This is a genomic window from Curtobacterium sp. MCLR17_055 (assembly GCF_003234305.1).
GTDB lineage: Bacteria > Actinomycetota > Actinomycetes > Actinomycetales > Microbacteriaceae > Curtobacterium > Curtobacterium flaccumfaciens.
Genome location: NZ_QKSX01000002.1, coordinates 240,273 through 254,152, shown reverse-complemented (window position 1 = coordinate 254,152; position 13,880 = coordinate 240,273). Strand labels below are relative to the sequence as shown.

Genomic DNA, 13,880 nt, shown 5'->3' with positions numbered 1-13,880 from the left:
CATGGAGCAGCACACCGTCCTCGACCTGGTCCGCGACGTCCCCGACCGCGACGGCTTCCCGCTCGTCGACGACCTGCACGCCCGGTTCGCCGCGCTCGCCGCGGCGCACCCGGACCGGGTCACGGTCACCCGGATCGGCACGAGCCGCCTCGGCGAACCCCTGCACAGCTACCGCATCGGCACCGGGTCGCACGCGGCCGTCGTGGTCGGCGGGGTGCACCCGAACGAGCCGATCGGTTCGTGGACGGCGCTGCACCTCGCTGAGACGGCCCTCGGTGACGAGCGGGTGGCCGGGCTCGACGTCACCTGGCACATCGTCCCGACGATCGACCCGGACGGCATGCGGCTCAACGAGGCGTGGTTCCACGACCCGCACGACCGGGTCTTCTACTCGCGGCACTTCTACCGGCCCGCTCCGGACAGCCAGGTCGAGTGGACGTTCCCGAACAGCTACAAGTCGGTGTACTTCGACCAGGTGCTGCCCGAGACGCTCGCGTTCATGCGGCTCATCGACGACACCGAGCCGGACCTGCTCGTGAGCCTGCACAACGGTGAGATGGGCGGCGTCTACTACTACCTGTCCGAGGACCTGCCCGACGTCGTCGACACCCTGCACGCGGTGCCGGCCGCACTCGGGCTGCCGCTCGACACCGGCGAGCCGGAGTCCCCGTACCTGCGGGAACTCGCCCCGGCCGTGTTCGCGATGGACGGCATCGAGACGGCGTACGCCTACCTCGAGGAACTCGGCGTCGACCCCGGCGAGCACATCCACGGCGGATCGAGCGCGGCGTGGGCGATGCGGCACGGGGCCCTCTGCATGGTGGCCGAGCTGCCGTACTGGAGCCACCCCGACGCCGACGACCAGACCCCGACCGGCGAGCCGTACGCCGACCTGCTGCGCCGGTGCGCGGACGAGCTCGGTGCCTCGGGTACGGAACTGCAGGCGTTCCTCGACGAGGCATCGCCGATGCTCACGATCCCGTCCCCGTTCGTCGAGGCCTCCCGGGCGTTCGTGCCGATGCTCGTCGGGATGGCGGACACCGACCGCCGCCGCGCCGAACGGGAACCGGCGGACCGGACGGCCACCGTCGCGGAGCGCTTCGGCTGCGAGGACCTCGTCCGCTGCTTCCGCCTGCGCTACGGCGGCATGCTCCTGCGCGCCGTCGAGGCGGAGACGACCGCCGGCACGGCGTCCGCGCCGCTCCGACGGCTCCGCGACCGCCTGGCCGAGCGCTACGCGCGCTGGCAGGCGGACGCGTCGACGGGTGCGCAGCCGATCCCGGTGGGGAAGCTCGTGGGCGTGCAGTACGGGGCGATCCTCGCCTGCGCGGCGCACGTGGCGGACCCGACCCGCGCCTCCCGTCCGGTGTCGGCGGCCGTGTCGGGAGGCGCGTGATGCGTCCGACGCTCGCCGTCGGTCGCCGACTCGGCGGCCTGGTCATCGTGTTCCTCGGGGTGACCTTCCTCATCTACGCGATGACGTTCGCGCTGCCCGGCGACCCGATCAAGGCGCTCGGCGGCGAGCGCCCCCTGACCGACTCGGTCGTGCGGGCGCTGCGGGCGGAGTACCACCTGGACCAGCCGCTGTGGCTGCAGTACGTGCAGTACCTGGGCGGCCTGTTCCGGGGTGATTTCGGCACCGACTTCAACGGGCAGTCCGTCGGCGAGCAGATGGCCTCGCGGTGGCCCGTGACGATCACGCTGGCGCTGAGCGCCTGGGCGCTCGAGATCGTCCTCGGCATCGGGCTCGGCGTCGTCTCGGCGCTCAGGCGCGGCACCGCGCTCGACAAGACGGTGCTCGTCGGCACGATCGTCGTCGGGGCGGTCCCCGTGTTCGTGCTCGGCGTGGCCCTGCAGCTGGTGTTCTCGGTGCGGCTGCACTGGTTCCCGGTCGCGGGGGTCACCGCCGGGTGGCCGACCGCGTACGTCCTGCCGGCGTTCGTGATCGCCCTGTTCGGCCTGGCCGCAGTGTCCCGGCTCACCCGGACGTCGATGATCGAGACGCTCGACGCCGACTACGTCCGGACGGCCCGCGCCAAGGGGCTCGCTCCGGGCCGGATCGTCGGCGTGCACGTCCTGCGGAACTCGCTCATCCCCACCGCCACCTACCTGGCGACCGACCTCGGGTACCTGATGGGCGGCACCGTCATCATCGAGGGCATCTTCAACCTGCCGGGCGTCGGGAACCTGCTGTTCCAGGGCATCCGCTCGCACGAGGGCGCCGTCGTCGTCGGCATCTCGACCGCCCTCATCCTGGTGTTCCTCGTCACGAGCGTGCTCGTCGACCTGCTGCACGCCGCCCTCGACCCGCGCGTCCGGACAGGAGCCTCCCGATGACCACCGAAGCCCTCGGCGCCACCGTCGAACCCGTCGTCGGGGTCCGGCGTCGGCCACTGCTCGCCGCCGCACGGACGCCGGGGTTCTGGGTGCCCGCGTCGGTGCTCGTGGTGGTCCTGCTCATCGCAGCGTTCCCGCAGCTGTTCGCCGGCCTGTTCGGCCACGGCGACCCCCGGGTGTGCGACCTCGGCCGGAGCGGGGCGTCAGCGACCGCCGGGCACCCGTTCGGCTTCGACCTGCAGGGCTGCGACGTGTACGCGAACGTCATCTGGGGCACCCGGTCGTCGATCGCCGTCGCGGTGCTCACGACCCTGCTCGCCGGCATGGTCGCGGTCGTCGTCGGCACCGTCGCGGGCATGGTCGGCGGGTGGGTGGACGCCGTCCTCGCCCGGCTCACCGACGTGTTCCTCGGGTTCCCGTTCCTGCTCGGCGCCGTCGTCGTGCTGAACAGCGTGGGGGAGCGGTCGGTGCTCACCGTGTCGCTCGTGCTCGCCCTGTTCGGGTGGCCGACGATGGCCCGGCTCGTGCGGTCGAGTGTCCGCAGCGTCCGGGGTGCCGAGTTCGTGCTCGCCGCCCGGACCATGGGGCTGTCGACGTGGCGGATCACCACCCGGTACGTGCTGCCGTCGTCGATCTCGCCGCTGCTCGTGCTGGCCACCATCACCGTCGGCGGGGTCATCGTGTCCGAGTCGTCGCTGACCTACCTCGGCATCGGGCTGGAGCGTCCGGCGATCTCGTGGGGGCTGCAGCTGTCCGCCGCGACGTCGCAGTTCCTCCGGGCCCCGCACATGCTCATCGCGCCGGCGGCGTTCCTCGCCGTGACCGTGCTCGCCGTCATCGCGCTCGGCGACACGCTGCGCGCCGCACTCGACCCACGTCGGCGCTGACCGGCACGGCACACGCCGCGTCGCGGCGGGCACCGTCGCGACCGACGCGCCAGACTCGAACCACCGCCCTTCGAAAGGACCACCGTGACCGACACCCTCTCCGCGTACCGGAAGACCCTGCCCTACATCCGTGAGTGGGTGTCGTACAAGGTGTGGCAGCTGCGGGTGCCCGGCGTGCAGGTCGCCGTCGGCTTCGGCGGCGAGGTCCTGTTCGACGAGGCCTGGGGCTACGCCGACGTCGAGGCCGGGCGCCGCCTGACCACCACCGACCTGTTCCGCATCGCCTCGCACTCGAAGACCTTCACCGCGACGGCCCTGCTGCAGCTGGCCGAGCGCGGGTCGCTCCGGCTCGACGACACCGTCGGCACGTACGTCCCGGCACTGGTCGACGGCGGCTCCCCGCTCGCCGACGCAACCCTGCGCGAGCTCATGGAGATGGGCGCCGGCGTCATCCGCGACGGACACGACGGCGACTACTGGTCCCTGCTCCGCCCGTTCCCCGACGAGCAGGAACTCCTGGCGCTCGTGCTCGACCGGGGCCAGAAGGTGCCGACCGGCTCGTCGTTCAACTACTCGAACCTCGGCTACTCCCTGCTCGGCCTGGTCATCGCCGCGGTGTCCGGGCGGTCGTACAACGACTTCGTGCGCGAGTCGATCACCGAACCCCTGGGCCTGCGGAACACCGGCCCCGACTGGGACCCCGCACGCGCCGACGACTTCGTGGTCGGGTACACCGGCTTCCACACCGCCCGGCACCGGCAGCGCATCGACCACGTCGACACCCGCGCGATGGCCGCCGCCACCGGGTTCCACGGCACCGCGTCCGACCTGGTCCGCTACTTCTCGCAGCACGTGATCGGGCAGGGCACCCTGCTCGACGACCACTCCAAGCGCCTCGCGCAGCGGAAGGCCTGGAGCGCCACCGACGACCCCGCGGCCCGCGGCTACGGTGCCGGGTTCATCGTCGACCGGATCGGCGGGCGCGAGATCCGCGGCCACTCGGGCGGGTTCCCGGGGCACATCACCCAGTCGATGTTCGACCCGGCGTCCGGGCTCGTCGTGTCCGTGCTCACGAGTGCCGCCGCCGGACCCGCCACGCTCATCGCCACCGCGGTCATCGCCATGCTCGACGCCGCGGCCGACGCCGACGCCCCGGGGACCCCGTTACCCGTCGACGTCGACACCGCCGCCTTCACCGGGCGCTTCGCCAACCCGTGGGGCGTCACCGACGTCGCCCGGATCGGTGACCGGCTCGTCGAGGTCGACCCGTCCGGCGCCGAGCCGATGGACGCCCCCACCCGGCTCGAGGTCGTCGACGCCGACACCCTGCGGATGACCCACGGCAACCGCTTCGGCTCGGTCGACGAGGACATCACCTACACCCGCGACGAGGACGGCACCGTGCGGGCGATCCGTGGCGGTGGCGGCATGTCGCAGGAGCCGTGGTCGATCCCGGACGAGCGACCCGAGGTGGCCGCCGGGCTGGCCTCGTGACCGACGACAGAGGCACCGCCGAAGGGGCCCCCGACGACGACCGGCTGCTCGGACCGGAGCGCCAGGCGTTCGTCGAGGAGTTCGCCCTGATGCTCAACGACGGCGCGGGCATGCCCCTCACCGACGCCCGGGTGCTCGGCTACCTGATGATGACCCGCGCACCGCACTCGTCGTCGTCGGACCTGCAGGCAGCGCTCGGTGCCAGCTCGGGGTCGGTGTCGATGGCCACCCGACGGCTCGTCGACTCCGGGTTCGTGAAGCGCCACATCGTCCCCGGCGAGCGCAGTCACTACTTCCGGGCCGAGGCCGACGTCTGGGGCTCCTGGCTCGCCAGCGAACGGAAGTACCTCGACCGGCAGCGCGACATCATCGGCCGCGGGCTCGCCGTCGTCGAGGGTGCCGGCCGCACCGGCACGGGCGACGTGGACGCCGAGGTCCGCGAGCGTCTGCTCAACGGCCGCGACTACATGCAGTGGCTGCAGGGCTACCACCGCAAGATGCTCGAGGAGTGGGAGGCCTTCAAGGCCGCCCGCGACGACACCGACCCCCCGGAGACCCCATGAGCGGCACCACCGACGTCCTGACCGTCGAGCACCTCACCGTCACCTTCGACGTCGACGGCGAGGTGGTCCGCGCCGTCGACGACGCCTCGTTCACCGTGGCCCGGGGCGAGGTCGTCGCGGTCGTGGGGGAGTCCGGCTCCGGCAAGAGCATGACCGCGATGACCGCGATGGGCATCGCCCCCGACGGTGCGCGCGCCTCGGGGAGCATCCGGCTCGGCGACCTCGAGGTCATCGGCACCGACGAGCGCACCCTCCGGTCGGTCCGGGGTCGCAGCGTGTCGATGATCTTCCAGGACCCGTCCGCGGCCCTGAACCCGGTGTTCACGATCGGGTTCCAGCTCGCCGAGGCCGTTCGACGCACCGACGGCCAGCACGACCGCGCCGCCGTCCGGGAACGCTCGCTCGAGCTGCTCCGTGCCGTGGAGGTCCCCGAACCCGAATGCCGCCTGGGCCAGTACCCGCACGAGCTCTCCGGCGGGCAGGCCCAGCGCGTGATGATCGCGATGGCGCTCGCCGCCGACCCGGACCTGCTCATCGCGGACGAGCCGACGACCGCCCTCGACGTCACGGTGCAGGCCGAGGTGCTCGACGTCCTCCGCGCGCTGCGCGAGCGGACCGGCACCGCGATCCTGCTCATCACCCACGACATGGGCGTCGTCGCGGACCTCGCCGACCGCGTGGTCGTGATGCGCCGCGGCCGCGTCGTCGAGACCGGCACCGCCGAGGCGGTCTTCGCCGCACCGTCCGCCGACTACACGCGCGAACTCCTCGCTGCGGTCCCGCGCATGGGCACCGGGTCCGGTCTGGAGGCCCGGCTCGGCTCCGCCACGGAGCCCCCGGCCGCCGTCCTGGACGTCCGGCACCTCGTGGTCGAGTACGGCGGCGCCTTGCGCGGGCGCTTCCGTGCCGTCGACGACGTGTCGTTCACCGTCGGCCGTGGCGAGATCGTCGGCCTGGTGGGGGAGTCCGGCAGTGGCAAGACCACCATCGGCCGGGCCGCGGTGGGCCTCGCGCCGATCACCTCGGGCTCGGTGGTCGTCGACGGCACCGACGTCGCCGGCGCACGACGAGCCGCCCGCCGGCAGATGCGCCAGCACGTCGGCGTGGTGTTCCAGAACCCGCTCCGGTCGCTCAACCCCCGGTACACCGTCGGGCAGACCGTCGCCGAGCCGCTCCGCCAGATCCTCCGGCTGCCGGCGGTGCAGGTCGAGGAGCGTGTCGAACGGCTCCTCGCCGACGTCGGTCTCGACGGCGGGTACGCCGAGCGCTACCCGCACGAACTCTCCGGCGGCCAACGGCAACGCGTCGCGATCGCCCGCGCGGTGGCGCTCGACCCCGCCCTCCTGATCGCCGACGAGCCGACGAGCGCACTCGACGTGTCGGTGCAGGCCCGCGTGCTCGACGTGTTCCGCGAGCTGCAGGAGCGCCTCGGGTTCGCGTGCCTGTTCGTCACGCACGACCTCGCCGTGGTCGACACCCTGTGCGACCGGGTCGTCGTGCTGCACGGCGGCCGGGTCGCCGAACACGGCACCCGCGACGCCATCCTGCGCTCGCCACAGGACCCGTACACACGACGGCTCATCCAGGCCGCCCCGGTGCCGGACCCCGCGGAGCAGGCACGCCGACGCTCCGAGCGCCTGGCCGCTCGCGCGGGCTGAGGTGGGCGGGAGTCCGGGTCAGCGCACCTCGGCCGAGGCCCACAGCACGCCGGCCCCGCGGCCCACCGGGCGCAGCAGCGGCACGGCGACGAGCACGGCCGCGGCCAGGTAGGCGACGGTCTGCAGCAGGCCCGGGACCGCGAAGGCGACACCGAGCGACTCCTGCGGGAGCGCCGTGAGGAGCACGGTCCCCGACAGCAGTGCGGTGACGAACCACGCCGCAGCCGCCACCGTGACGATCCAGCCGAAGGCCCGCTGCGCACCCGGTCCACTCCGGACGGTGACGACGCCGAAGGCCACGAGCGCCGCCTGCGCGACGACGAGGAACACATCGATCAACAGTCCGGGAACCAGCGACACGAGCGCGAACGCGAGCACGGACACCGCGAACGTGAGCGCCCGGCGGTCTCGAGCACGCACCGCGGCGACGAGCACGACGACGGCAGCGATGCCCCCGACGACCGTGGCGCCGAGGAGCAGCCCGCGGGGTAGGTCCCAGGGTGCCAACCAGACCGTCCCGACCAGTCCGGCCGCTCCGAACACCAGCGCCGCCACCACCGCGGCCGCCGACACCACCCGTACCCCCGTGCTGCTCTGCATGCCCGCACCCTATGCCCGGGACCCCGCCAGCGGAACACCCCTCCGCTCGGCGAGGGACGGACGTTCGTGTCCGCGCGATGACGGTTCCGGTTCGCGCAGCCCGGGGATCGTGAACCAGAACCGTCAACGAGGTGGGAACGCGTGCCCATCCGCCCCGGCTCGCCGCTCGCCGACGACACGCCCGTCCGATGCCAGGTCGTCGTCCAACCGGCGCGGTCGACTTGACTGTCGTTCGAACACACGTTCGAATACCGTCGTGGGACGGCGTCGCGAGAACCGGTGGCAGCCCCCGGAACACCCGGAGGTCGAGCGTCCGCGCGCGTACTCCCTGTCCGAGGACGCCCGCGGCGGCGACGTGTGCCATGCCGTCACCCCGAAGCCGGTCTGGGCGTGGATCCAGTTCCCGACCTTCCACGTCCGGGTGAAGGCCTTTGCCAAGAGCTGGACCCGCGACGCCGTGCTGGTGGAGTGGGCGCAGTTCGGGCAGCAGGCCGAGGCGTGGGTGTGGCGCTCCGCGGTGAAGCACCGCACGCTCCGTGCCGACCGGGACAGCGCGAACCGGAGTCCGCAGAACGCACTGCGTTGACTTCCACCCACACCCCGAGGATGGTTTAGCGAACGCGGGTTCAGCAAGTAACTCACTGATCGAGGCATTCGATCCGGACCCGTACCCACGAAGGAGGCACCATGAAGAACGCAGCGGTGCCGTCCTGGGTCGCCCACGTGCTCACCCCGCCCGAGGTCATCAGCGCCTACGTCGAGCGGCGGATCAACGATCCGTCCCTCCTGTCGGGTGAGCAGTCGGAACCCACGTACGCAGACTTCCTGCGCGACGAGTAGACGGTCTTCTCAGGAGGCCCGGATCACGCACCGCCGTCGGCGGACGTGATCCGGGCCTCCTCTTCGTTCATCCCACCGGTCCGCCGCGTCGGCGACGGGCCGACAGCGTCACGCCGACGCTCGCGGCGGTGACGCACGCCAGGGCGACCGTCTCGAGCACCGAGAGCCCCTCGGCCAGCACGACGAGACCGGCCAGGGCGGCGATCGCCGGGCCGAGGCTCTGCAGCACCCCGAACACCCGTGTCGGCATCCGGCGGAGCGCGAGCATCTCGAGGGCGTACGGCAGCACGCTGGACAGCACGGCGACGGCGCCGAAGACGAGCAGGAGCGTCGGTTCGTGCACGACGCCGTCGACCGCGGAGCGGAGCCCGAACGGCAACGACACGAGCATCGCGACCACCATCGACACGACGAGCCCGTCGACGCCGGGGATCGCGGCGCCGACGTGCCGGTTCATCACTATGTAGCCCGCCCAGCACGCGGCGGCGAGGACCGCCCAGACGACCCCGCCCACCTCGGTCACCGCGGTCGGCCCGACGCCGAGCAGCACGACCCCCGCGAGCGCCAGCACGGCCCACAGGGCATCGCGCCAGCGCCGGGTGTGCACGAGCGACAGGGCGAGCGGCCCGAGGAACTCGATCGTCACGGCGACACCGATCGGGATGCTCGCGAACGACAGGTAGATGAAGACGTTCATGCCGCCGAGCGCCAGGCCGAGGCCGACCGCACCGAGCCACTGCGCCCGCGTCCAGTGCCGGACGCGGGGACGGACCACCAGGGCGAGCACGACGGCACCGATGACGAGCCGGAGCGTGGCGGCCCCGACCGCGCCGACGTCGTCGAAGTGGGTCTTCGCGATCGCGGCGCCGAGCTGGACGGACACCATCGCGGTGAGGGCCAGCAGGGGTGCGGGGACCCGGTTCATCCTCGGGCTCGGCTCATCCGAGGTAGGCGAGGACGGCGAGGACGCGGCGGTGGTCCTCTCCGGTGTCCTCGAGCGCGAGCTTGCCGAAGATGCTCGACACGTGCTTCTCGACGGCACCGGTACCGATCACCAGGGCGCGGGCGATCGCGGCGTTCGTGCGGCCCTCGGCCATCAGCCCGAGCACGTCACGCTCGCGCGGGGTCAGGGCTGCGAGCGGGTCGCGGCGGCGGCTCATCAGCTGCGTGACGACCTCGGGGTCGAGCACGGTGCCCCCGGCGGCGATGCGGCGGACGGCGTCGTCGATCTCCTCGAGCCGGGTGACGCGGTCCTTGAGCAGGTACCCGATGCCGGTCGCGCCGGCCGCGAGGACGTCCTCGGCGTAGGTGGCCTCGACGTACTGGGAGAGCAGGAGCACACCCGTCCGTGGAGCGATCCGGCGGGTCTCGACGGCGGCGCGGACGCCCTCGTCGGTGAAGGTCGGCGGCATCCGCACGTCCATCACCACGACGTCGGGCGCACCCTCGGGCAGCGTCGCCAGGAATGCCCGGGCGTCGGAGTACTGCCCGATCACGTCGATGCCGGCCTCGTCGAGCACTCGTGCCAGGCCCTCTCGCAGCAGGACGGCGTCGTCGACGACGACGGCCCGGATGCGTGCTGCATCCGGGCCGTCTGTCATGCCGACCAGCCTAGTGGGAGCGCGGGCGCCCCCGTGGGGTCACGACCGCTGGTTCGCCGCCGTCGGCACGCCGTTCAGGGCACCGAGGGGGATCCGGGCGGTGGCCTCGGTCGGGCCGCCCTCGGGGCTCGAGACGACCAGGTCGCCGTCGAGGGCCCGCATGCGGCCGATCAGGCCCTCGATCCCGTGGCCCTGCTGCGGTCGTGCGCCACCCCGGCCGTCGTCGGTGACGCTGACCGTCAGGTACCAGAGGCCCGAGGCGTCGACGACCAGCCCGAGGTACACCCCGGCGGTGGTGGCGCCGGCGTGCTTCATGGTGTTCGTCAGCAGCTCGCTCACCGTGAAGTACACGTTGCGCTGGATCTCCGTGGCGAGCTCCAGGCCCTCGGGCAGCCGGACGTCCAGGCCCACCGGGATCGGGGTGCGGGCGACCAGTGCCTCGAGCGCCGCGACGAGTCCGCGGTCGAGCAGGATCGGCGGGGCGAAGCCGCGGGACAGTGCGCGCAGTTCGTCGAGGGCGTCCTGGGCGTGCTCGGATGCCTCACCGATGAGCTGCTTGGCCTTCTCGGGGTCCTTCTCGAAGGCGCGCTCGGCGGCGGACAGGTCCATGCGGAGTCGCACCAGCCGCTGCTGCGGGCCGTCGTGCAGGTCGCGCTCGATCTGGCGGAGTGCCTGCCCCTCGGCGGTGACGGCACCGGCGCGGGAGGCCTGCAGGCCGGCGACGCGCTGCTCGAGCTGCTCGGCGCGGAAGCCGCCCAGCAGGCCGAAGTCGACCCAGTAGTGCGCCAGGACGGACCCGCGGGCCCAGAGCGGGAAGAGCACGACCGAGGCGGCCATCGACAGCAACCCGGCGACGCCGATGCCGGCCACCACGCCGTAGTCCCAGCTCGGGTACGACAGCCCACCCACACCGCCGAACGCCCAGGCGCCCGCCACGACGACCGGCCAGGTGAACCCGAGGATCAGCAGTGCGCCGGCCCCGACGGTCACGACCGCGACGAGCGGGTACACGACCGCGGCGTGCAGCAGGTAGAGCCAGTAGTGCGGGTTGGCGACGGCCGACCCCGTGCGGGTCCACCAGTTCTGCTGCCAGCGGGGCGTCCAGTCCACCGGGCGGATCGGCCTCGGGTCGGCCCAGCTCATGCGGAGCTTCTCGAACTGTCCGAGCCACCGCGCCACGAACAGCGCGATGAAGAACATGAGCAGGACGAAGGGGTTGAAGAGGTCGCGGAACCCGCCACCGAAGATCGCCGTCGGGAACGCGAAGTACAGCGTGCAGAGCAGCACGGCGGTGAGCGCCATGTAGCCGAAGTCCCGCGGCAGGCGCTTCCACGCGTCGCGGTAGAACTGCCCGGCGGTCATGCCGGGCCCGCGACCGGAACCACCGACCGGGCCGGACCCGACCCGCGGGGTGGCGCTCCACGACGCCGGCGGGGACTGCGGGGCGTCCTGGGGGTCCTGGTGGTGCTGGCGCGGGTACTGGGGCATCGGCTTGGTGGCTCCAGGGGGCACGGAGCCGCCCAGCGGGACGGTCTGGGCCTGGTCGGGCGAAGGCGTGACGTCGTCCAGCGGGACGGTTCGCGCCTGGTCGAGGCGGTCGGTGTCGGTCATGCATCCAGCCTCGCGATCGCGGAGCCGTTCCCCCATCCTGCCCTCTCCCCACCCCGGGTGGGGTTATCCCCCCTCTTCCACAGGTCGCCCGATCCACGCTCGCGCGTCCTGCCCGTGGATCACGCTCGTCGGATGGCTGATGCGCTCCGAGCACTGATCGACGCCGTCGGGCTCCAGGTGGGGCCGGGCACCGAGGTCCGGTCCGACGACGAGGCGTGGACGCTCGACGTCGAACCGACGGGCACCCACGTCTGGGTGGCGACGCGGTCCCGTTCCGTGTGGATCCGGCGCGGAGACGACATCGCGATCGTCGACGCCGGCACCGCCGCCCTCGTCGAAGGGCACGCGACGATCACGATCAGCACGGGCCCCGAGCGCTCCGGCCCGCCCCGCGTCGCGGAGACGTACGCGTTCCCGCACGAGGCGCTCTTCGCGCTGACCGGAGTCCTCGTCGGTGCCGCAACGCTCGGCCCGCTCGTCGACGAGGTCCTCGCACTCCCGCCCATCGCGAGCACCGGCCCACCCGGTGCGCCCTCGCCAGACGTCGGCCTCGCGCTGCGCCACGTCGGGCACCTCGACGGCGGGAGGTGGCACGGCGCGCAGCAGCAGGCCCTCGCCCGGCTCGTCGTCACGACGGTGCTCCGCGACAACCCGCCCCCGATGCTCGGCGACAACGGTCTCGCGCGGATCCTCGACCGCCTGTTCGATCCGGCTGGTCCGTCGTCTCTGCAGGGCATCCTCGTCGGTGTCCAGATGTCGGAGCGCACCCTCGAGCGCCGGTGCGCCGCAGCAACGGGATGCTCGCCCGCGCAGCTCGGCCGCTGGTACCGCAGTCTCGCCGTCCGCAGCGCACTCACCCGTGGCGACCGCCCGTCCGACGTCGCGACACGCTTCGGCTTCAGCACGACGTCGTCCATGCGGCGAGCCCTCGAGCGGGTCCGACCCCCGACGACCCGCCGGTGACCGTCGACCGCGGGGAAGGAGGTTCCGAGCCGCATCGATGACGGTTCTGGTTCACGATCCTCGGGTTTCGTGAACCAGAACCGTCACGGCGCGGAGAAGACCACGTCGTCCCGCGTCGGTGCAGTGCGGTGCAGTGCGGTGCGTGCGCTAGATGCAGGCAGCCGCGCCGCGCTTCGGAAGCGGCAGCGGCGGGAGCGGGAGTGGGAGCGGGAGCGGGTCGTCGGCGCCGAGGTCCGGAGCGGGTCAGGCGGGGGCGCGGCCGGTGGACTCGCGGACGCTCAGGGTGAGCGAGGGGCCCGGGCGTGAGGGGAGCGGGGCGCTGGCGTCGATCTGCGCGCGCAGCAGGGTCGCCGCACGCTGTCCGAGCTCGACGGTGTCACGGGTGAGGGAGGTGATCGCCGGGCGGACGAGCCGGATCATCGCCGAGTCGTCGAAGGACACGATCGAGACGTCGCCGGGTACCGCGACGCCCATCTCGCTCGCCACGCCCAGCCCGGCGACGGCGAGCACGTCGTTGTCGTAGACGATCGCGGTCGGTCGGATGCTCCTCGACAGCAGGGTGCGGGTGGCGCTGGCGCCGGCCTCGGCCGAGTAGTCCGTCGGCACCGAGACCGTGTCGTCGAGCCCCTCGTCGGCAGCGAACGCGCGGAGCCGGTCCATGCGCATGGCGGTGTGCTCGAACTCGGGCCGGCCGGCGACGTGCGCGATGCGTCGGTGCCCGAGGGCGTGCAGGTACCGCAGAACGGTGTCGGTGGCGTCCGAGTCGTCGATCCAGACCGTGGGGGCGGCGCCGTCGGGGGAGGGGTGCGAGCCGACGACGACGGTCGGCATGCCGAGGTCGGCGAGCAGGGCGAGCCGGGCGTCGTCGCGACGGGGGTCGATCACGATCACGCCGTCGACACGGTGTCCGCGCCACCAGTCCCGGTAGGTCTCGAGTTCTTCCTCGGCATCACGCGCGACGAGCAGGTTCATGCCGACGTGCGTGCCGGCGAGCCCGAGCTGGATGCCGGAGATCAGGTCGCCGAAGAACGACTCCGTGCCCAGGGTCCGGGCCGGGCGGTTCAGCACGAAGCCGATGGAACCGGCCTTCGCGCCGCCGAGTGCCCGGGCCGCGGTGTGCGGCTGCCAGTCGAGCTCGCGGGCGATCTCGCGTACGCGGCGACGGGTCTCGTCGGAGACGCCGGGGCGGTCGTTCAACGCGAACGACACCGCACTGATGGACACGCCGGCCCGCGCGGCGATGTCGGCGATCGTCGTTCGACGCTTGGTGGCCACGGGGTTGACTATAGCGCTTTAGTCATTCACAGTGGCTGCCACACACGGGTT

General features: G+C 72.7%; 14 protein-coding genes. 9 read left to right on the top strand and 5 right to left on the bottom strand.

What is annotated here, in order from left to right:
• Position 1: 1 nt before the first annotated feature.
• From DEJ09_RS03090 to DEJ09_RS03065, 6 genes are all read left to right on the top strand, one after another.
• Positions 2-1,396 (top strand): M14 family zinc carboxypeptidase, encoded by a 1,395-nt coding sequence (locus tag DEJ09_RS03090; protein WP_111087602.1) that lies wholly within the window; start codon positions 2-4, stop codon positions 1,394-1,396.
• Positions 1,396-2,337, top strand: a complete 942-nt coding sequence (locus tag DEJ09_RS03085) for an ABC transporter permease (protein ID WP_111087601.1) — start codon at positions 1,396-1,398, stop codon at positions 2,335-2,337. Before DEJ09_RS03090 ends, DEJ09_RS03085 begins: the two co-directional genes overlap by 1 nt.
• Positions 2,334-3,224 carry an ABC transporter permease gene (locus tag DEJ09_RS03080; RefSeq protein ID WP_042538539.1) on the top strand — a complete coding sequence of 297 codons (891 nt, stop codon included), beginning with the start codon at positions 2,334-2,336 and terminating at the stop codon, positions 3,222-3,224. The genes DEJ09_RS03085 and DEJ09_RS03080 overlap by 4 nt, the downstream gene beginning before the upstream one ends.
• An 84-nt stretch (positions 3,225-3,308) precedes the next feature.
• Positions 3,309-4,718, top strand: coding sequence for a serine hydrolase (locus DEJ09_RS03075; protein WP_258373770.1), 1,410 nt, complete (start codon positions 3,309-3,311; stop codon positions 4,716-4,718).
• Entirely contained in the window at positions 4,715-5,281 is a 567-nt protein-coding gene (locus DEJ09_RS03070; RefSeq protein ID WP_111047788.1) for a GbsR/MarR family transcriptional regulator, read from the top strand. Before DEJ09_RS03075 ends, DEJ09_RS03070 begins: the two co-directional genes overlap by 4 nt.
• On the top strand, positions 5,278-6,939 hold the full coding sequence (locus DEJ09_RS03065; protein ID WP_111087600.1) for an ABC transporter ATP-binding protein: 1,662 nt from the start codon (positions 5,278-5,280) through the stop codon (positions 6,937-6,939). The genes DEJ09_RS03070 and DEJ09_RS03065 overlap by 4 nt, the downstream gene beginning before the upstream one ends.
• Positions 6,940-6,957: 18 nt before the next feature.
• Here the strand turns inward: DEJ09_RS03065 and DEJ09_RS03060 are convergent, their stop codons facing one another.
• Positions 6,958-7,539, bottom strand: coding sequence for a hypothetical protein (locus DEJ09_RS03060; protein WP_146245664.1), 582 nt, complete (start codon positions 7,537-7,539; stop codon positions 6,958-6,960).
• A gap of 256 nt (positions 7,540-7,795) precedes the next feature.
• On the opposite strand from DEJ09_RS03060, the gene DEJ09_RS03055 reads away from it, so the two are divergent.
• Entirely contained in the window at positions 7,796-8,125 is a 330-nt protein-coding gene (locus tag DEJ09_RS03055; RefSeq protein ID WP_035807629.1) for a hypothetical protein, read from the top strand.
• 101 nt (positions 8,126-8,226) lie between these two features.
• Complete coding sequence (locus DEJ09_RS18020) at positions 8,227-8,379, top strand: hypothetical protein (RefSeq protein ID WP_163343414.1); 153 nt, start codon at positions 8,227-8,229, stop codon at positions 8,377-8,379.
• Between the two features lie 67 nt (positions 8,380-8,446).
• Here DEJ09_RS18020 and DEJ09_RS03050 read toward each other — a convergent pair whose 3' ends face one another.
• From DEJ09_RS03050 to DEJ09_RS03040, 3 genes are read right to left on the bottom strand one after another with little or no spacing between them, the layout of a single operon-like run.
• Positions 8,447-9,304, bottom strand: coding sequence for a DMT family transporter (locus tag DEJ09_RS03050; RefSeq protein ID WP_071405532.1), 858 nt, complete (start codon positions 9,302-9,304; stop codon positions 8,447-8,449).
• A gap of 13 nt (positions 9,305-9,317) precedes the next feature.
• The gene (locus DEJ09_RS03045) at positions 9,318-9,980 is read right to left on the bottom strand and encodes a response regulator transcription factor (RefSeq protein WP_027464682.1); all 663 of its coding nucleotides are present in this window, start codon (positions 9,978-9,980) and stop codon (positions 9,318-9,320) included.
• A 39-nt stretch (positions 9,981-10,019) separates the two neighbouring features.
• Positions 10,020-11,591 carry a sensor histidine kinase gene (locus DEJ09_RS03040; RefSeq protein WP_111087598.1) on the bottom strand — a complete coding sequence of 524 codons (1,572 nt, stop codon included), beginning with the start codon at positions 11,589-11,591 and terminating at the stop codon, positions 10,020-10,022.
• Positions 11,592-11,723: 132 nt separating this feature from the next.
• Here DEJ09_RS03040 and DEJ09_RS03035 point away from each other — a divergent pair, with 132 nt between their 5' ends.
• The gene (locus tag DEJ09_RS03035) at positions 11,724-12,554 is read left to right on the top strand and encodes a helix-turn-helix domain-containing protein (RefSeq protein ID WP_111087597.1); all 831 of its coding nucleotides are present in this window, start codon (positions 11,724-11,726) and stop codon (positions 12,552-12,554) included.
• 243 nt (positions 12,555-12,797) lie between these two features.
• Here the strand turns inward: DEJ09_RS03035 and DEJ09_RS03030 are convergent, their stop codons facing one another.
• Positions 12,798-13,829 (bottom strand): LacI family DNA-binding transcriptional regulator, encoded by a 1,032-nt coding sequence (locus DEJ09_RS03030; protein WP_111030547.1) that lies wholly within the window; start codon positions 13,827-13,829, stop codon positions 12,798-12,800.
• Positions 13,830-13,880 lie beyond the last annotated feature (51 nt).